This window comes from Photobacterium carnosum (genome assembly GCF_002849605.1).
In the GTDB taxonomy this organism is placed as follows: Bacteria; Pseudomonadota; Gammaproteobacteria; order Enterobacterales; family Vibrionaceae; genus Photobacterium; species Photobacterium carnosum.
Map to the genome: position 1 here is coordinate 38,342 of NZ_NPIB01000002.1, position 17,512 is coordinate 55,853.

The following is a 17,512-nucleotide window of genomic DNA, read 5'->3' on the forward strand; positions in this document are numbered from 1 at the left end:
GATAACGATAATTTAAAAAAGGAACTAGATGGTTTGCAATTCATCTAGTATCCGAAATTACTTATTAAGTTTTTAGATGTAATTTTTTCTGCTGTTTTTGATACGAATGGCGCATTCTTTCGCTGTTGGTTCCATATATGTAATGGTTAATGGTGATAAAATTGACGTATATTTGGCATATGTGATTTTATCAATAGCCGTTGTAAGTGCATTACGCCTTACGAAGTCAATAATTTTCCCATACTTAATATCGTCACCTCTATAAACTTTATGGTAGCAATCTGCTGATATTTGAATATCTGTTTCATAAAGCAATACATTTTGAACATTTAATAATTTCAGTCCACTTATTGAATTTACTTCGTTAGCGTAATTCATGAGTGCAGCTGTTTCTACTGGGTTAGTAGTGATGTTGTTAATAAATGTACATAATGTTTTATCCTCAATATTTTTGGGCGAACATACACCAAGTGTTGTTTTGTATTCAGGCTCTCTAGGTAATTCTAGTTGCTGAGCTGATGCATTCCCCCCTGTGATAACAAGAATACCACCAATGATTAATTTGTCGTATTTACCAAACATAACGCTACTCGTTGAACTGTGATAGCTTATAATATACAAATTATATTAATGAGTGTTAATAATGTTAGGTTTAGACCTTTCCGACCTAAAAGATTGGATAGTAGAACAAGGTAAGAAATTTTACTTGGCTACGTTTTTCGTGTCTATATTGTTCATTTTAGGTGGTTTACTCAACGTTGGATGTACTAGATACTTTTTTGCTATACCCTTTTTAGGTGTAATTGTATTTATAACAATAAAAAATAAATCTAGATGGTGTTTTTTTTGGTTGGTACTGATCAGCTTATTGTTTGGTATACGGATGTGGTCATTTGAGGATAACTCGTATATTTTCCCAATTAACGGTACGGTTATTGACCTACCATCAACGTGGTATCTCATTGACTATAATGATGGTGGTCATTTTATAAGGCCAACTAACACAAGAGATGCTGCTGCAGATGTTAAGGCGTCGTCTCAAGTTGGACAGCTACAAGTTGAATTTTATCGAGTAATAATTGGATATAAAGCATTGAACCCTATTATCAGTTCGGTTGTGCGAGATATTAATGATGATAAGCGTCGATGGATTATTTCAGAGGAAGATAGCTTGATGTTGCTTAATAACAGCAAAGCTAAGTTAGAATCATTTGGATTACAGCATCATGATCAGGTCGAGACGTTAATTTATAGTAATGGGGTTACATCACTGAACAATGATGGAGGAAATGCGCGTACAGTTACAAGCCTGCAAACCACCAGTGGTGATCGCCTCTCGATGTTGATGTACTATCCAATATTTGCCGCAGTATTTTCCCTGTTTGGTTTCTTGTAAATTAGCTTTGGTGATTCTAGTTATAATATGTGAAGTGTGGCGGTATTATCTTAATGGTGAAGATTAATACCGCCCGACGCAATGGGTGCGCATAAATTAGATTTTTCTTAGTGATTAAGCTGATTTTTCGCTCTTCGTAAGTGCTCATAAATTGTAAAGATATCAATTTGCGTTCTAAATTTAGGATATTGAGCTAAGATATTTAATGCCTCAGCACGATCATTGCCCATTGATTGATTCTTAGCGCAGGCGTGATTTATTGTATAACCGCTATCATCAGTTGTGATGATATTGTGTTCTACCGCATTCTTTAATGTATCGAGAACACTATTGATCCCTTTTTGATAATGCACACTAAAGGTCGCAATACTCCCACTTTTCCCGTAGGTATTTTTTAATACGGTGGCAATTACGTGATGCCCCATTTTTACCGTACTATCTTTTTTAGAAAGAATAACCTTTCCTTTTTTTAAGCGAATACGAGTATCAATATATCTCTCAAGTGGTTTTCCACCAACTGAGTACCATTCGCTAGTATTGGGATTTTGTCGTAATTGATTAATGAAGATAACAGAACAAAGGGAATCAGCGATCATCGCTTTTATTTTTTCTAAATTCTTAGCAAGCTCTCGTGAAAACTCTAATGCTGCATTTTCTGTAAGCAACCCGTTAACCACTTCGTTTTTAGGTAGCATTGATGCAATTGAATCAAAAACGATAAGATTTACAGTGCCACTTTTAATAAGTTCAAATGCGATCTTAAAAGCATCATCCATCGTCGTTGGTTGTGAAAAAATAACGTTATCCATATCAACACCTATTTTTTTCATATAGGCGGGATCAATGGATTGTTCCGTTTCTATAAAGGCAGCTACGCCATTAGTACGCTGACAGTTAACGATGGAGTGTAAAGCGAGTGTCGTCTTGCCTACGCCATTCTCACCGCTTATTTCAGATAGTGACGAAAATTCAAGGCTACATTTACCACAAAGAGCAAGATCAAGGGATGTATTCCCTGTTGATGTTCCATATAGTTTTACTGTATTTAATACTTCAGATTGTTTTGCTGTATTTAATACTTCAGATTGTTTTGCTGTATTTAATGAAGTGGACATGAAACCTACTTATATGATTTGTAGAAGATACAAATAGGTTCTCATGTATTTTGATATGCGCTAGTGCGATTTATGAATAAGGTAAAATTGTATGCTAATTACAATTATTAAAAGAATCGTTCGTCGATAACGAATTTAATTAAACTATATATTGCATCAAGGCTATCAATGTTATGGTCGGTCCCCATTGGGATATCTAAATCAAGGGGCGATTTGATGGTGGCCACTATGTCATTTTTATTATTAGTTGAAAAATCCACATAAGAGTTACCAATAAATGAAATACTTTCTGATAGTGCGTTAATTCGACTACTAGATGAGTCCTTAGCCTCAGTAACTACTGCGTTAATTAATAAATGATCTTTTTCATTATATGTAACGTCATAACGTTGCTCAAAAGTTGGGGCGATTATATTTATAATAATTCCATCTGCAAACAATGTGCTAGAGAATTGGGCATCATAACTACTCGTTAATTCAGCAAATAATCCTTCTGTACTATCAACTAAAACTTGTTTTCGTAGCTTATGTGTTGAATTAAAAGCATCGGATTCAGAGTTTACAATCGTTCTGGTCATAGTCGTCACAGTATCAATATCCTTTGGCACTAATTAGTATAATAAAATCTTTAGCGGTATTGTCCTAATGGCTAATTGTTCACCCTAGCCATGACATATAGTTTGCCATATAATTTGCATTTTTTGTTAATAATGCAAATTTTTGTCGTCGAATGATTGATAATACTATATAAAAGTATGATATTAACCTTTTAATTCAATCGTTTAATACTATGCATTTGTTTCACCAACTATTGTATTTGTAATTGAATATGTCTATTTAATTATGGTTTTTTAGGTTTTTTTATTCTTGTGGGCTATCTGGTTGTGTTTTATTACTATTCAGTTTGTTTTTTCATGTTATTTTTTGCTTCTATTTCACATGCCGCACCAACATATCATGTTGAAGTAATAAAGCGTTCAAAAAATGGCTCATGTATCATTAATGGCTTTAATGATTATACAAAAGGATTAGTTAATATTGACATTAACTTTGTTAATTCTTCGTCAAAATTATTCCATTCGATGCCAAAGGTTGTGCACGAAAAACCAGACATGATAATTTTCCCAGACGTCTATCGTAAAAGACATCAGACACTAAATTTACTTTATCATAGTCACATTCCTGTGATTTCTCGTGATGGGATAGCTCCGATTCAGCTCCGAAATGGGAACGCTTCAACTCTTTCGATAACAAATTTATATGCTAATCAAGCGAAGTCTATATATTCATTTATTAAGCAAGATTTAAAAAAACAGAATAAGAAAAAAACAACCGTAATATTAATGCTAAATGAGTCTTATGAATACGCTAAACGCTTAGGCGCTGAAATTCAGCATACATTCCAATCAGAATATAATAATGACATCAGCATCTTACGAATACGTTATGCTAACGAGCTGCCATATTATGAAGTTAAGGATGGTGATTATTTTATTAGCCTTCTCTCTGAACCTATGTCCGCAGTTTTTTACCGTAATTTGGTTAAAACAAAAAAGCATGTCACATTAATTCATTCTGATTTAGGGATCACTGACAGTTCCTTTGGGCAGTTGTTGCTTGGGAATCCGTCTAATGTGAATTTGTTCTTAGTATCTAATGGTGCCGCTATTTTTAGTCAGCCATATTTAGATTTTATGAATACATATTGTGCTAATGAGAGAAAAAGCAATTATGGAATGATGCTATTCGAAATGCTTGATATTTCATACGAAATTTTAAAAAACGAACTACTTATACAGATGCCTTTCATCGATGCTGTAAACTTTATTAAGTATCCAACGGGATTTTCACGAGAACCTTTGACATTTAATGAAGGAGGTATCCGTATTAATAAAACCATTATTCGTAACATGATCTTAAAGTGTGCTTGTGGCGAAAAACACTTCATTAGCCATGATGGTGATTGTGAATGTGACCACGAAGACTGTAACTGTATGAAAAACAATGGCTTAACAGAGAATATTTATGCGATTTAAGAGCAAGGTGTCATTGGGTTTAATTGTATTACTATATTCTATTGTGATTTTTTCGTGTGTAGGGTTTACCATCTATCTGTTTGAACAAGGGCATTCCTTAGAAAAGGATTTTTTAGATAAAATGGCATATCTCTTTAACAATTCTGTAATTGTTAAAGAAGATTTATATCTGAATGATACTGCTGGTTTGAATGATGAATTGGCTTATATCATCGAATCAATTAAGTACGATAACCACCTGGAATCGATATGTGGAGAGATCTCACTAACAAAAATGGATGTCGAACCATATAATTACATTCGTTGTTCCGGTGATGATGATTACGAAATTATTTTAAATAAACAGCCACGAACATACAGCTACCCAATTAAATTGGGTGATAAAATATTTGGACACCTAACTTGGCGGATAGTTGACGACTGTGATTTTTTATCTATTAATTACATTATAATTTATGTGCTATTTGTTTTTTCTAGTTTTATATGCGCCTTGCTGATTTACTTCTATCTTAGTCCTTATGTTATTGTTAATAAAAATATTAGGCTCAATGAAAGACGGTGTAAAAAGGATTACGAAGATATTGTTTGCCGAGTATCTCAAACCTTATATATGATTAATAATAGTGCTAGTGGTGGTAATAAAAAATATTTTCCTTTAAATGATGATGTTGTGTATGTGGAATACAAAAATGCATATTCTACGATCCATTACGTTAACGGAAAAACGATAATGCTCCGTGTGTCACTTTCTGAAATTGAAGGTTGTATTTACAACTATTTTGTTAGGATAAAACGGAATGTATTGGTAAATAAATATCAAATAAGTAAGTGCGGTAAAATTGAATCATCATGTGGAAATAAAGTTAAGTTAATTGTGTCTCTTAAAAATAGAAAAAAAGAGTTTGATATCACGAATGAAAAAGGTCGTATTGAATTATCAGACCATATTCAGTTACGAAAAACTAACTATGTTATTTAACACCAGACCAGACAAGTCTAATCGTTTGTCGCTGACAATTTTTTGTATGTAGCGCGATTACACTATAGCTGTACAATAACGTTATCTATTAAACTTGCAGTAGGCGTTAGATGTGAAGGCTATACTAAAATGGGCTGGTGGAAAATCTTGGCTAGTACCAATGACGGAAAGAATCGTTAAAGAAGTTAATCCAAAGTTAGTGGCTGAACCTTTTGCTGGTGGACTAAACTTTAGTTGTGGGCATAAGTTTGATCGAGTAATAGCAAATGATTTAAACCCGTTTTCTATTAATTTTTATAGACATGTACAATCTGGTTTTGTACCAAGTGCAAATATCCATTTAAATGACGATATTAATTATTACGCCATTCGTGAACGCTTAAATAGTAAATTAACGAATGGCGTTTATGATCAAGAGGCAGCTCAAGATTTATGGTGGTTAAATCACGCTTGTTACAATGGTTTAATGCGAGTGAATAAAAAAGGGCAATTTAATGTTCCATTTGGATACTATAAAACGATAGCGCCCCCTGATGGTGTTAATGATTTTTATCATGGATGCCGACGGTGGAAATTCGTTAATGGCTCATATGTTGATTTAGATATGCGAGGTGTTGAGCTGTTGCTTGGCGATCCACCGTATATTGATACTTTCTCCAACTACTCTAAAGGTGGGAGCGGCTTCAGTAGCCTGCCGTTGCAACAAGAGGTAGCTGATTGGTTCGCCAATTTTGATATACCTCAAATCATTTGCAATACGGCCAATCGTACTCTGGCAAAAGAATATAAAAATAGAGGCTATGCCGTTTATATTACAGAAGTTCAACGATCAATATCACGTAATGGCGACGGTAGAAAAAAAGTGCCAGAAATGATCGCATTTCGTGGATTTGGGCATGGTCGTCGATTCTTACAATTAGTCCCCAGTATTAAAGTATGGCGAATTTGATAATGATTAATAAAAACGTAGTCCTTCCACCAGCAATGCCCCTCTACCCGTCAATTAATGAGTTGAATGAATCCAACTTGTTTATCAATCAATATATTGCTGAAATTACTATTCACAAGGTTGATGATGCGGGGGTGGTTTATGAACATTCACTGGATTGGCTATCTGAGCAAACAGAAAACGTTAATAACTTCAAGTCGTATCGTAGTGAACTAACCTCGTTTTTGTATTGGTGTTGGAACGTCGCTGGCTTGTCTGTTGCTGATTTAGATAGAAAAACACTAAGAGAATTTATTGAGTGGTGTCGCAATCCGCCTCTGAATTTGCAAGGTACTTGTAATTACGCTCAGTTTGTAAAGCATGTAGATTATGAGTGTAAGATTCCGAATGAAAAATGGCGTCCTTTTACTAAACGTAGAGTAAAAGGATCTGACCCATTAATGAATAATGAGTTAGTTTATCGTTTATCGGATACAGCCATTCAAACAAAATTATCTATTTTATCGAGCTTCTATCAATATCTAAATTGCATAGAGCACTGTGAGTGTAATCCCGCAGCTATCCTTTTAAAGATGTCCAAATTCAAACCAATCCGCAGCCAGAGTGGTGACGATGATGATGAATTAAAGTTTTTCTCACCGTTACAATGGTCGTACGTAATTGATGCTGCCGAGCTAATGGCTAAAGAGGCTCCAGAAACTCATGAGCGAACATTGTTTATTATTAAACTACTCTATGGAACTTACTGCCGAATATCAGAGATTAGTGCGAGACCTGGCTATGAACCGATCATGAGCCAATTTCGTCGAGATAAGAAAACGGGTTATTGGGGGTTTTTAGTACCTCAATCCAAGGGCGGTAAACGTAGAACCGTATCAGTACCAAATGAGCTGCTCGCAGCCCTGACCCGCTATCGAAAATTTAGAGGGTTAAGTGATCTCCCTCTACCCAACGAAAGTGAACCGATTTTTATCCGCCATCGAGCTGCGCAGCATGGTAGAGACGCAAAGATGATTAGAAGTAGCATTGGCACTCGTTATGTGCGAGAAATCGTTCAGGAGGTGTTTGATAGAGCTGCAGAGCTATTGGTTAAGGATAGCTTTGGTCTGGATGCAGCGGAAGTTAGGTTAATGACGGTGCATTCAATTCGTCATACAGGAATATCAAACGATATTGCCCGAGGAAGACCGTTACAGCACGTTCAAGCTGATGCTGGCCATGAATCATTAGATGTCACTTCGTTGTATGTCCATACGTCAAGAGCAGAAAGGCATGAGTCGTCTGCTGAAAGAAAATTAAACCCGCTAGATTGTTAGATCTTCATTTTATTACAGTCAGTAAAGTTTACTGACTGTTCCATCTCGTAGCATAACGACATAAATCTCGCATAATCATGCTGTTTATGACCTGTATTGATCGTCATCACTTTTATTTCACCCATTTCATAAGGTTGATAATTCATGTCACCCTTTGATTTTGTTGTAAGCAATATACAACGAGAAGCGGTGATAAGCTGATTATTTACAATTGCAGCTTCATCTTTAGTTACAACTGATAATGAATGTTGTAGAGCAATAGCATATAGCGTTAATGCCGCTTTGTTTCTCTTATTTGAAATTGAGGTGATAAAAGTATTGATCGAATCCTTGATCCCATCCTGATTAACGTCCTCTACGGATGATATGTGTGTATTTTCTTGGATTTGGATATACGGACTAGACAGTACAGAGAATGTAGTAATAAGAGAAAGTGCTAACGATAAAATTCGAGGTTTTTTCATGGTCAATAGTACAAGTGGCGAGGTAAAGGTTCTACTGCTGGAAAGGTATGACAGGACCTAAAATCAGTAGAACATTTATTTTGATAATGTAAGATGGCAACTTCATTATCGTGCTTTTTAGACTTTAATATCACAGTACAGAGAATTGCTATTGATACCGAGCTGTTTCAATTAGCCAGTTGATAATCTTATTTAATTCGTTTATCAACTTGATTAGATATTACTTATTAGTGATTACTTAAGCAAGCAAAAAAATGTTTTCTAAAAACATTTTAGCTATCAAACAACGAATGTTAATATTGTAAGTAAGTTACAGTAATTGACTATTATCATGTTAAATATAAGGTTCATAAGCCAAGATAAATTTATAGATTGGCTACATAGCAATAAGATAAAGACGATAACGAACTATTTTAAATATTTCGCTAGTCATGGAGACACCATTTACTTACCTTTAAATCCAACAGCTACTTATGGTGCAACACTTGAAGAACTTGGGCTTTTAGATGATAGAAATCATCTTAATATTCAAGCGATGCGATACCAATATCGAACACCTTCGTTTAGTCGTGAGGTTTTTGTACGGTACATTTGTGAGAATGATGTTCAACTAAGTATTCAGTATTGCCGGCATTACGTCAGTTCACCCGCTCGGCCATTTTTACCAATAGGATATCACGTTAGCTCATTGATGGGGGCAAGCTGGCACGATTTGCGCGATGAGGGTTGGTTTTCGTTTGATGAATTTAACGTATGGTTAAAAACTTATGGTTTGGATGAAATGAACAAAGATCTTTCTTTAAAATCTTATCGAAAATGTCGCAAGGAAAGTCCGTATAAAAATTACCTACCATCGCACCCTTCAAGTTTCTACCATATGATATGGCCAGTAATTACACATTACAATATAGCCGAATTCCGTGAGTGGTTAAAAGCACAAGGGATATATCGCCTATCTGACTATTATGATTATATGAAAAGCACAAAAAAATCAGAAAGGTGTTTTTTATATCATCGTCCGACTATCGCTTATGGTTTATTGTGGAAATGTATTATTGATGCTGATCTGCCACAACAGTTTAGCAAGTTAGAATTTTTGGCATGGATTAGACGTAATCGTATTACGAGTTTTGGAGAGTATCAGAGGGTGCGTCCTAAGCTTGATAATGAATTAATGTTTCAGTGTCCATGTAATCCATTAAAGACGTACAAATTAACCGAAGATGAAATTTTTAGTATAGGTGAGTCTTAATGTGGTTTTTACTGAATACCTAATAACTACGTTTAGAGGAAAGATGGTTATTTTTGAATTATTTTTCATGCAATAGAACTTTAATTAACTTTAATTGGTACTGGTGATGAATAGTAGTAACGCAGAAAGTAAAAAGACAAGCATAAAAAAGATCTCTTTAGTTATCATGGCGCATAAGTTTAAACGCCGATTTCTTGGAATGTTCAATCAAAAAAAAGAGGTTGAATTAGAAATTAAACCGATAGAGCGTAAAGAGATTAAATCGTATAGACCTGATACATCAATTAAATTCACATGGGATAATGAGTTACTTATCTTCGACGACTTCAATCATGCGATGGATGTCTATGAGTCAGGTGACTACACCCTCTTTTATATAAATTCGAGTTCTGAGGGTGGACCTTTTTGGGATGTTAGCCCTCGGCTAGAGATCACTAAACGAAATCAACGTCAGACTATCGAGGCATTGGTTGCTGGTGGAATAGATAAAGAGCAAGCAGCCAAAGAAGTTATTAGTTGGATTAGCTCTTGATAATTGTTGAATACCCCCCCTGGGGAGTGTATTCAACTTCTGTCATGCTCGCATTGGAATAGTGAATTGATATCAGAAATTATATACATATGAATGGAAGGTTATCGATAGCTTTATTTGTTTCTTCTATTTGTCTTTTTGTTTGATCCATTTCCTCAGATAGTTGCTGTAATGCAATTACAGCAATATCTTTTATGATTACGGTATGTTCTTGTTTTATTGTTAACTTCTCAACGTCTAAACCAGACAAGGCGAAAACAAATGAGAAACAGTCCTGTAATGATTTTTTAACGTACCCTATCGATCGTTTTTTCTTGGGATAATTGTCAATATCATCCCTAAAAATTTCGCTGTCATCTATTAATAATGTTGATATGAATTCGAATATAATTCGATGATAATCACTATCATCACTCTGTTTTTTCAATAGTGAAATAACCGCAGCATACAACACTTGCCTGTTATCTATAAGAACGGCCAATAATGAGCTATAACTGTCGTCACTAGGATTGTTCACCAAGTCAGTGATTGTCTTTATTAGATTTTTGATTTTGGTATCGTCGTAGCTTAGCTTTTCAGCGAAAGAAATTGATGGTGTGCCATTTAAATCCACAATGATGCCAAAAGCGGTGTTATTTACCAAAAATTCAGATACTAGATCACCTGAAATTTGTGTGGGTATAGTTGAATACCAGCTTTTTGGGAAATTAAGGTTATGATATATATGATATGAACCATATATTTTTTCATGATATATCACCACAGATAAAAATGTAGAGAGACTAAATCGTGCTATTGCGTTATTTATATTTTTGTCATCGTAAGTCAATAACGGCAATGAATTAAGATCACGTTTCACCATTCTTTTTTTACCAATTTTAAGAATGCAAACTTCGATTTCCATACCTTCCCCTTTGGAACTCCGCGTATAAATGAGTATAGGTTTGATTCAAGATGTTTGAATCAATTTCGGTTAAAACTTCAAATAATTATACCGCTCTCGATTCCGCTCTCGTATTGTATGGTGTGATCCTGATAATTTAATCGTAGTTTAATGACAACATCCTATGTGTTGCGCATATTAAAAAGAATGTTTTAATGGTTGTTAACTACAGTGCTACTTCAAGTTTAATTGAAAGCGTTATGTGGATTATATATAATTATTTAACTTTAGTACGGGCAGGAAATAATAAAAATGAAGACTGAAATTAATATTAGACTTGGTATTAAAGAAGAATTTACTGAGCATTTAGCTGAAAAATATCAGCGTCGTCATTCGACAACGTATAATGGTAGAAAGGTGCGAGTTACTAAGGCCAAACTATCAGCCGACCACAAAACGGTATTATTTACATTGCAACCTTTCGAACATTGTGTGATCGCTGCTTAAACCTGAACTTGTTGTTACGTTTTAATCGAACATAACAACAAGTTAATTATTTGAAATTCACTAAATAAGGTATCTACAACTAGAATGCATCATTTAGGATTTCACTAGCGGCACCATCATCTACATGTCCACGACCATAGCGCATTGGCATATCTGAAGATGACCATCGCCCCGCTTTCATGATCCGCGATAATTCAACGCCCCGCTTAAACATATCCTGTGCAGCTCCGACTCTCATAGAGTGAGCCGTATATTTTTTAGGGCGTTCTTCGTCTTCAATGCCGTTATATACCACATTAAATGCTTTACCCAATATTTTCATTACAGCGTTATGACTAAGTGGTTTCCCTGTCTCTTTAATACCCTCTCCCCAAGCTAAAGTAGGTTTAAATAGATAATCTTGTGTTGTCTTTTTAAAATCGAATACAATCCCCGCGAGGGTCATATATTCCTCAATGATTGCTCGAGAGTTTTTTGAAATGATAATTACATCTGCATCACCACTATGGTTTGTTTTGGTTATGGGCAAAACAATACGCAAAGTACCATTTTCAAGAGGTGTAATATGACGCATTCTAATGTTTGCAATCTCTGAATGACGAAGTAACCCTTCATAACCAGCAACTATATACGCTAAATCTCTGCTAGTTGAAAGATCTCCTGATAGCCGCCATTGCTTTAACAGCACAGTGATGGCGTCGTAACCAAGAGGCGTTGCTTGCTTAATGAATATTTCATTGTTAACTTGATCGTTAATGACTCTCCCGATAGCCTTTTCCACTGATTTTGCCACCGTTGGATCTGGCATTCCCGTTGCTCTATGAACAGAACGAATAGCCCACAACTCAAGTTTTAGAGTGTTTCTATGGATACCTTGCTTGTGTCTGTCATTAATAAAATCACATACCAATTTAGGTTTGGATGGTATATAAGTTTCAGACGGGTGCTTACTAATTACGTACTTTTCAAATGAGCGCCAAGCCCTATTAAGGCGTTCTAAAGATCGTTGACGGTGATTGATACCATTATTCAAAAAATCATTGAGTAATACAGATACAGCTTCAATCATGTAAGGTATGTCGTACAACGGAATACCAATCTCGTTGGCTCGTTCTACCGCTTTAGTGATATTCTCTACTTCGAGGGCATCAGGGTCTAACCTTAAATCTTTAAGTTGGAATGGTGATAAACCATAATTCTCTCTTAATTTTTTTTCAGTCTCAAACTTATCTGGCTGATTATGTATACTGATATTCATGGTTAATAATGCTCCAAGTTCCCATTATCATGCGATATTTCGTTGGCGTGTCAATGTTATTATTGTTCACCACGGAAACAGATAAGGTATCGTAGTTTTTGAAGTGCGCTAGTCCGATTAATATTGTTGTTACATTACAAAAAATCGTGAGAAAACTAAAAAAATGCGCTATTACAGCCGTAAATATAAGAAAAAAGTGACATTCCTTATTGGGAAGGCAAAGCGAAACGATCTCTCATTATCTTTCTATTTGTTATTGATAAATCGTAAGTCTAGTTTAAGTGAGGCTATAAAGATTAGAAAACGTGATGGCGAAGTGTTGCGTTATGATTTAGCTAAGGATCATGGTCTTTTTAGATCAATACCGATATATAGCAAAAAGGGGATCTCGTTAGGACTTAATCGAGTAGAGTTGATTAATGGCACTCCCAAAATTGACGAAGAAACCTGATTACCATTAACTTCTCCAACCGAGTGCACAATATGGTTGGAGAAGTTGATGCGACTTAACGGGTAACTTCATCGTGAAGTGAATGCAGCATTTCGTTGTGTGGAATACCGTGATATTCGATGTGATAAGAACGATGTTGTTGATCAAGATTGTGTTTGAGATTTTTAATCATGACAAACGCGGTATTTCGACTACAGAAAAAGGCATCAACAAACACAGGAAGAACCCCACAGTTGAGCTTGATTAGGCACAACGTTAGTGTTGGTGTGGTTTCAAGTAACCCTCGAATTATCGGGTTAGGAGCCGAATCAACAGCAACAGTCACATCGAAAAGATGAATTTCTGGTTGTAATACAACATCATCCTCGATTTCGTGTTCCATCATCTTCTCTATGAATTTCGCCCCATCGTCGGTTGCTGCAGTTTTAGTGCAAGCGTCAAAGTCGCTCAGATAATCAATAAGCCTGTTCGGTTGTCGTGCGAACGATATTACACAATCAATAGTGTCCGGTGACGTATTCTGTAAATGATGCACTGTTTGTTCCTTTAAATTTTAACAGTGCGAATATTAAACGCCACATAAAGAAATATTGATATATATATTTATCAATTAGGCTACGGCCACTACCGGTTAACGTAGTTCGAGTTGACTATTTACAAATCTAGGATTGTCATTCTCTTTGAGAAATCGAATAAGCGGCAACCATTGGTCGTAAGCTGTTAGAATTTGCTGCTTACTAATTCTATAACTTTCCTCATAGCCATGCGTGTTAACTCTGGTCTTCTTACATACACGCTTTCTTTTGCCGTTGCTTTCGACCGTCCATATAGCTCTATAGATAATTACCGTTTTTCCATGCCTGTCTTTTTCTTGTGTTAATGTTGGCTCAACGGAATGAGGTAATTCTTTAAGTAGAGTAGGATTATTTAAAATGTCACTCCAAAACTCGGCCCACATTTCACTACCCACCTCACGTACTTTAGTAATGGCTATTTCCATAGCTGCGTCGTGCCCTATCTTCTTTTTTCCAATAGTTGCGGAGTAAACTTTACCATTTGGTTTTGGCATTCGAATACTTAACTTATTGGGAACAGTGTCGTATATGAATTTATCTTCGAGGCATTGTTGTGGCATAACCATGGTACTCATTAATGTCAGATTTACATTTCAGGACTATATTAGAAGAAATCTTGCTGTTATTGGAATACGACAGTTAAAAAAAACACGTAAATAACTATAAAAATCCGTTAATTATCGTAAGTAACAAACAATATCCGTTACTATCGTGTTGGTTACTTACGATAATTAACGTTGAGTGCGGGCATTAATGAAAATTTTGATGGGAAATGGTTCAACACTTACCAAGAGCTGATGATTGCCTCTTACGGCTGAAAGTGTTAACTCAACTGCCGCGTGAGCAATTGCGCGTATCAAAACGCGTGAAATAATCGTTAAAAACCTCAGTTTTATACAATGCTGTTAGCTTTTTGGGTCAATGGTATTGTGTTGTTAAGGCAAGGTCACAATCGAGAAATTGAGAAATGAAGAATAATTATATTATCAGTCGTCCCTTATGGGAGGTTTTCGTTGGTGAACAAAATAAAGTAACTACCGTCGGTCGATTGCTAACTAACCCATTTAAGCCGGTTGACGTTTTGTATCAAGAAACGAAAGCTAAAATTCATAAAGCAAAGCACGATAATGACACCCATTATCTTCGTTGTTGCTATTGTAATTCTAGCTTGTACGGACGTAGAAACCCACAACAGCCCAACATGTTTACATACTACTTTTGTCACCATACTCCTACAGAGGATCAACTAGAAAAGGTCTTATCCTGTCCATATTATACGGGTGTTGCTAATGACCTTTACAAAGATTACTGCTCTGATGTTGAGAATGAATGGCGAACAAGTAATAAATATAATGTCATTGAAGTGTTAGAACGTAGTCCATTAATTTCATTGGAAAGTATTGTTAATAGCCACTTCATCTTTTCAAAAGATAATGATCGCAATACAAGACGGAAGCCAGATATCTATTTTGAAGATTTAAGTGGTAATAAATGGGCTATTGAATTTTATCGTAGTTGGATTACAACGGAAGTTGTTTACAGTCGTGAGTTATTTTTTAGGGATCAATCCATTAATCTACTGTGGTTATTCCCTGTTGAAAATAATTTTAATAGTGAATCAATTGCCGATTATGTCATGTTTGGTTCTAATAATGCCTATTTATCAATTCGTAATAATAATAGACCTGCCAATAACGTGTTTTATTTTGGCGAGAAAGAACTGCGGTCAACAATTCAGAATAATGAACTAACGGTATCTGCTCGATACCCTAAGATTTCAATTGTTGATAATAATCAGGCTGAAGTAGAATTCTTCACTAAAGAAGTTTTAATATCAACAATGTCTCTCGCCCCAGAACATCGGTTGCCATGGGCTGTTGATACAACATCAAATTACACTCAATACAGGAATGATATCGTTAAGCGTTTAATTCAGTTACGTAAGGCTTATCACTACTGCAAAACCCATCTTACTTATAGTGACGTATCACCTAGTGTTTTAAGCTCGTTAGAACAGGTTGTGAGCAATGTAAACGGTGTTGATTTAGCAACTGGAATGGAAAAAACAATTAACCGTTATATTCTTCGTTTGCTTAGTTACATCCAGCGTTCGGGATCATCAAATCATGAATATCGTAACGTTACTGCAAAATTATTAAAATCAGCTTATGTGTCGTATCGGACCTTAAAAAATAAACCTCTCCGAAAAGTTGATAAAGAAGAAGTTCACGCCCTCGATAAGTTTTGCTATTTAACGAGTACCAGAGGTATATCGTCAGTAACCTACAATAACATTAGCAATTTTCAACGTGACCTGGCCGTAAGATTTGAGTTGTACCAACAACAACAATCACATCGAAAAAAAGAAGCCTTGTCGTTAGTTAAATTTAGGAAGTTATATAATCGAATGCGATCATATGACTTGTTCCCAATGGAACATTTACCTAAAGTTTATGAGATAAGACGTGGCTTTGACTTTTTCTTGGTCTCCCCACAAACGGGAAGAATTATTGCAACAAAAAATAGTGAAATTGATAGTATTATTTTAAAAACCAAGCGTCATGATGCAGCGAAAAAGTTACGAATATCTGATTTTTACGAACATAAAAAAGGAATGGTCACCGCAAAGTTACAAGTAGATGCCCTTTTGAATGATCTTGACAAGATTCTCAAACAAAACCACCCGTTATTAAAAGAATATGGATTAGCTCGCCTATATACCAAAGAAGTAACTGACCTCGAAATCTATATTTCTAAATACGTAGTGACTAATGATGATGCTGCAATTATTTCATCGCGTGATTTAACTGATTTTAATGAAACTAAAACTGGTTGTGAGGAATTAATACGTGACTGGTGGAACGCATTTAGCGTTATAAGAAGTGATGCTGAAAAGATACTGTTAACTGATTTTAATGATCTTAACAATAACCTTGATACGTTAATTGTTAAAATCCGTTCAGGAGATTGTGACAGATCCGATTTAACTAATCTTCATGATAAATACAGCATTATCGAAGGCTATCTAAAAAATGATGAATATCTATCATCGCTATTTAAACAGAATCGTTTTAAGTGGGACACTGCTTACACCGAGGCATACAGGCTACTTAACCCTATATGGGCTTCTAGTGAATCAATCGAGACTAATCGTGGCGTTAGTATCAATACATTTAAACGTACGCACAGAGTGACACGGAGCCATAACGCTACAGTCCTCAAGATGATTCGTGTTGAGCAAAATAAAATCAGAGCACTGTGTAACGCTATTGATGATAGCAAGACAACTGCAAGCAAGCTAAAAGGAATCAGATTAAATTTAAATGGTATATTTGGTCAGTTTAAGATCAGTGTTAAATCTCTTAATAAGGAACATTTAAACACCACGAGTAAGAGGGTTATCGATAAGGTTGTAAACGAGACTACAACTAAATGTCTAAATGCGAGACAATCTTGTAATGACAGAATTGAGAACCATAACCAACCTGTTTAATTCACCATCATGTAAGAAAAAACTCAAGACGAGAATTCTTCATAAAAAGTGATATAAAAACGGCATAGGTCGAAGATTGGAAAGCCTATGCCGTTAGTGTTATAGCGCTCAATAGAGATATGAGTTCTGTTAACATCACTATCCTACCAATAAAAATTACATTCAAACAGTAATATTTTATATCGTAAGTTGATTACAAAAATAACATAACAAAAAAACCTCATTTCAGCGATAAAACATAAATACCGATCAATTCTCAGCCAATTAAAACCAATATACGTATAGAATAACGTTATACGTTGAAAT

Annotated in this window: 17 protein-coding genes; 9 read left to right on the top strand and 8 right to left on the bottom strand. The window is 35.3% G+C overall.

The features are described 5' to 3' along the window. Positions 1 to 72: 72 nt before the first annotated feature. The gene (locus tag CIK00_RS02910) at positions 73 to 582 is read right to left on the bottom strand and encodes a hypothetical protein (RefSeq protein WP_101767434.1); all 510 of its coding nucleotides are present in this window, start codon (positions 580 to 582) and stop codon (positions 73 to 75) included. A 301-nt stretch (positions 583 to 883) separates the two neighbouring features. On the opposite strand from CIK00_RS02910, the gene CIK00_RS02915 reads away from it, so the two are divergent. Then, complete coding sequence (locus CIK00_RS02915) at positions 884 to 1,396, top strand: hypothetical protein (RefSeq protein ID WP_144043133.1); 513 nt, start codon at positions 884 to 886, stop codon at positions 1,394 to 1,396. Positions 1,397 to 1,503: 107 nt separating this feature from the next. On the opposite strand, the gene CIK00_RS02920 is transcribed toward CIK00_RS02915, so the two are convergent. Further along, on the bottom strand, positions 1,504 to 2,511 hold the full coding sequence (locus CIK00_RS02920; RefSeq protein WP_101767436.1) for a RecA family protein: 1,008 nt from the start codon (positions 2,509 to 2,511) through the stop codon (positions 1,504 to 1,506). 107 nt (positions 2,512 to 2,618) lie between these two features. After that, on the bottom strand, positions 2,619 to 3,098 hold the full coding sequence (locus CIK00_RS02925; protein ID WP_144043134.1) for a hypothetical protein: 480 nt from the start codon (positions 3,096 to 3,098) through the stop codon (positions 2,619 to 2,621). Between the two features lie 327 nt (positions 3,099 to 3,425). Here CIK00_RS02925 and CIK00_RS02930 point away from each other — a divergent pair, with 327 nt between their 5' ends. The 4 genes from CIK00_RS02930 to CIK00_RS02945 all read left to right on the top strand — a co-directional run bounded on the left by CIK00_RS02930 (position 3,426) and on the right by CIK00_RS02945 (position 7,791). After that, positions 3,426 to 4,547, top strand: coding sequence for a hypothetical protein (locus CIK00_RS02930; protein ID WP_101767438.1), 1,122 nt, complete (start codon positions 3,426 to 3,428; stop codon positions 4,545 to 4,547). Beyond that, complete coding sequence (locus tag CIK00_RS02935; protein ID WP_101767439.1) at positions 4,537 to 5,526, top strand: LytTR family DNA-binding domain-containing protein; 990 nt, start codon at positions 4,537 to 4,539, stop codon at positions 5,524 to 5,526. Before CIK00_RS02930 ends, CIK00_RS02935 begins: the two co-directional genes overlap by 11 nt. Before the next feature lie 112 nt (positions 5,527 to 5,638). Next, positions 5,639 to 6,475, top strand: a complete 837-nt coding sequence (locus CIK00_RS02940) for a DNA adenine methylase (RefSeq protein ID WP_101767440.1) — start codon at positions 5,639 to 5,641, stop codon at positions 6,473 to 6,475. 35 nt (positions 6,476 to 6,510) lie between these two features. Further along, positions 6,511 to 7,791 carry a tyrosine-type recombinase/integrase gene (locus CIK00_RS02945; RefSeq protein WP_101767628.1) on the top strand — a complete coding sequence of 427 codons (1,281 nt, stop codon included), beginning with the start codon at positions 6,511 to 6,513 and terminating at the stop codon, positions 7,789 to 7,791. Here CIK00_RS02945 and CIK00_RS02950 read toward each other — a convergent pair. Beyond that, positions 7,788 to 8,255 (bottom strand): hypothetical protein, encoded by a 468-nt coding sequence (locus tag CIK00_RS02950; RefSeq protein WP_101767441.1) that lies wholly within the window; start codon positions 8,253 to 8,255, stop codon positions 7,788 to 7,790. The two genes, CIK00_RS02945 and CIK00_RS02950, sit on opposite strands and share 4 nt — an antisense overlap. Positions 8,256 to 8,586: 331 nt before the next feature. Here CIK00_RS02950 and CIK00_RS02955 point away from each other — a divergent pair, with 331 nt between their 5' ends. Together CIK00_RS02955 and CIK00_RS02960 are read left to right on the top strand one after the other, a co-directional pair. Further along, entirely contained in the window at positions 8,587 to 9,507 is a 921-nt protein-coding gene (locus tag CIK00_RS02955) for a hypothetical protein (protein WP_101767442.1), read from the top strand. A 106-nt stretch (positions 9,508 to 9,613) separates the two neighbouring features. Beyond that, a complete protein-coding gene (locus tag CIK00_RS02960; protein WP_101767443.1) occupies positions 9,614 to 10,039 on the top strand; it encodes a hypothetical protein in 426 nt (141 codons plus the stop codon). A 79-nt stretch (positions 10,040 to 10,118) separates the two neighbouring features. Here the strand turns inward: CIK00_RS02960 and CIK00_RS02965 are convergent, their stop codons facing one another. After that, positions 10,119 to 10,943 carry a hypothetical protein gene (locus CIK00_RS02965; RefSeq protein ID WP_101767444.1) on the bottom strand — a complete coding sequence of 275 codons (825 nt, stop codon included), beginning with the start codon at positions 10,941 to 10,943 and terminating at the stop codon, positions 10,119 to 10,121. Between the two features lie 291 nt (positions 10,944 to 11,234). Here CIK00_RS02965 and CIK00_RS02970 point away from each other — a divergent pair, with 291 nt between their 5' ends. Further along, positions 11,235 to 11,429 carry a hypothetical protein gene (locus CIK00_RS02970; RefSeq protein ID WP_101767445.1) on the top strand — a complete coding sequence of 65 codons (195 nt, stop codon included), beginning with the start codon at positions 11,235 to 11,237 and terminating at the stop codon, positions 11,427 to 11,429. 79 nt (positions 11,430 to 11,508) lie between these two features. Here the strand turns inward: CIK00_RS02970 and CIK00_RS02975 are convergent, their stop codons facing one another. From CIK00_RS02975 to CIK00_RS02990, 3 genes are all read right to left on the bottom strand, one after another. Further along, positions 11,509 to 12,687 carry a tyrosine-type recombinase/integrase gene (locus CIK00_RS02975; protein WP_101767446.1) on the bottom strand — a complete coding sequence of 393 codons (1,179 nt, stop codon included), beginning with the start codon at positions 12,685 to 12,687 and terminating at the stop codon, positions 11,509 to 11,511. Between the two features lie 506 nt (positions 12,688 to 13,193). Then, positions 13,194 to 13,673: a hypothetical protein gene (locus CIK00_RS02985; RefSeq protein ID WP_101767448.1), complete on the bottom strand. Its 480-nt coding sequence runs from the start codon at positions 13,671 to 13,673 to the stop codon at positions 13,194 to 13,196. A gap of 96 nt (positions 13,674 to 13,769) precedes the next feature. Next, positions 13,770 to 14,207 (bottom strand): hypothetical protein, encoded by a 438-nt coding sequence (locus CIK00_RS02990; protein ID WP_144043135.1) that lies wholly within the window; start codon positions 14,205 to 14,207, stop codon positions 13,770 to 13,772. A 473-nt stretch (positions 14,208 to 14,680) separates the two neighbouring features. Between CIK00_RS02990 and CIK00_RS02995 the strand changes: the two genes are divergently transcribed. Further along, on the top strand, positions 14,681 to 17,206 hold the full coding sequence (locus tag CIK00_RS02995) for a competence protein CoiA family protein (protein WP_101767450.1): 2,526 nt from the start codon (positions 14,681 to 14,683) through the stop codon (positions 17,204 to 17,206). The last annotated feature ends 306 nt before the right edge of the window (positions 17,207 to 17,512 follow it).

What these genes read in the sequence shown, in the direction of transcription:
- CIK00_RS02910 (WP_101767434.1), bottom strand. Translation starts at nt 582, where the DNA reads ATGTTTGGTAAATACGACAAATTAATCATTGGTGGTATTCTTGTTATC.
- CIK00_RS02915 (WP_144043133.1), top strand. Translation starts at nt 884, where the DNA reads ATGTGGTCATTTGAGGATAACTCGTATATTTTCCCAATTAACGGTACG.
- CIK00_RS02920 (WP_101767436.1), bottom strand. Translation starts at nt 2,511, where the DNA reads ATGTCCACTTCATTAAATACAGCAAAACAATCTGAAGTATTAAATACA.
- CIK00_RS02930 (WP_101767438.1), top strand. Translation starts at nt 3,426, where the DNA reads ATGTTATTTTTTGCTTCTATTTCACATGCCGCACCAACATATCATGTT.
- CIK00_RS02935 (WP_101767439.1), top strand. Translation starts at nt 4,537, where the DNA reads ATGCGATTTAAGAGCAAGGTGTCATTGGGTTTAATTGTATTACTATAT.
- CIK00_RS02945 (WP_101767628.1), top strand. Translation starts at nt 6,511, where the DNA reads ATGCCCCTCTACCCGTCAATTAATGAGTTGAATGAATCCAACTTGTTT.
- CIK00_RS02950 (WP_101767441.1), bottom strand. Translation starts at nt 8,255, where the DNA reads ATGAAAAAACCTCGAATTTTATCGTTAGCACTTTCTCTTATTACTACA.
- CIK00_RS02955 (WP_101767442.1), top strand. Translation starts at nt 8,587, where the DNA reads ATGTTAAATATAAGGTTCATAAGCCAAGATAAATTTATAGATTGGCTA.
- CIK00_RS02960 (WP_101767443.1), top strand. Translation starts at nt 9,614, where the DNA reads ATGAATAGTAGTAACGCAGAAAGTAAAAAGACAAGCATAAAAAAGATC.
- CIK00_RS02965 (WP_101767444.1), bottom strand. Translation starts at nt 10,943, where the DNA reads ATGGAAATCGAAGTTTGCATTCTTAAAATTGGTAAAAAAAGAATGGTG.
- CIK00_RS02970 (WP_101767445.1), top strand. Translation starts at nt 11,235, where the DNA reads ATGAAGACTGAAATTAATATTAGACTTGGTATTAAAGAAGAATTTACT.
- CIK00_RS02975 (WP_101767446.1), bottom strand. Translation starts at nt 12,687, where the DNA reads ATGAATATCAGTATACATAATCAGCCAGATAAGTTTGAGACTGAAAAA.
- CIK00_RS02990 (WP_144043135.1), bottom strand. Translation starts at nt 14,207, where the DNA reads ATGCCAAAACCAAATGGTAAAGTTTACTCCGCAACTATTGGAAAAAAG.
- CIK00_RS02995 (WP_101767450.1), top strand. Translation starts at nt 14,681, where the DNA reads ATGAAGAATAATTATATTATCAGTCGTCCCTTATGGGAGGTTTTCGTT.